Source organism: Paenibacillus sp. 2TAB19 (assembly GCF_052115185.1).
GTDB lineage: Bacteria > Bacillota > Bacilli > Paenibacillales > Paenibacillaceae > Pristimantibacillus.
In genome coordinates this window covers 1-598 of sequence record NZ_JBFRGE010000223.1, presented here as the reverse complement: position 1 = coordinate 598, position 598 = coordinate 1, and the positions used below count along the sequence as shown (strand labels likewise).

The 598-nt window shown below is 48.7% G+C and carries 2 rRNA genes; both read right to left on the bottom strand.

From position 1 onward, the window contains the following. Positions 1 to 118: ribosomal RNA gene (locus AB4Z33_RS31160) — 23S ribosomal RNA — on the bottom strand; the annotation flags it as partial. Positions 119 to 446: 328 nt separating this feature from the next. Beyond that, a 5S ribosomal RNA gene (rrf, locus tag AB4Z33_RS31155) occupies positions 447 to 563 on the bottom strand. Between the last annotated feature and the right edge of the window lie 35 nt (positions 564 to 598).

Genomic DNA, 598 nt, shown 5'->3' with positions numbered 1-598 from the left:
TCGGAAATCCCCGGATCAAAGCCTGCTTACGGCTCCCCGAGGCGGTATCGTTGTTCGCCACGTCCTTCTTCGGCTCCTGGTGCCTAGGCATCCTCCGTGCGCTCTTAATAGCTTAACCAATGCTCAGGTGATTCGGCTTGTGCGCCGTTTTCACTTTGTTTCTTTGATCTCCTAAGACATCAAATGGTTGAAACAAACTGAAAAAATGTCGCAACAATCTCGAACAACCTTCGCTAACATCAACTGCTGAGCTCGCATTCGCTAACTCTGCTCGCTGATGGTTAATCCAGCTAAAGGATGTTTCATTCATTTGTTCATATCCAGTTTTCAATGTGCAAGTTTCGCTGTCGTTTTGCGACAGGAATGTTATCTTATCACGTTCATTCATCATGATCAACCATCAAAATTTGGTAATTCATTGACGTGATAGAGATGCTTTCGCACCCGCTTGGCGACGTCCTACTCTCCCAGGACCCTGCGGTCCAAGTACCATTGGCGCTGGAGGGCTTAACGGTCGTGTTCGGTATGGGAACGCGTGGTTCCCCTCCGCCATCGCCACCAAACGGATGATGCTTCGAAAGACGATTAGGACGATTAG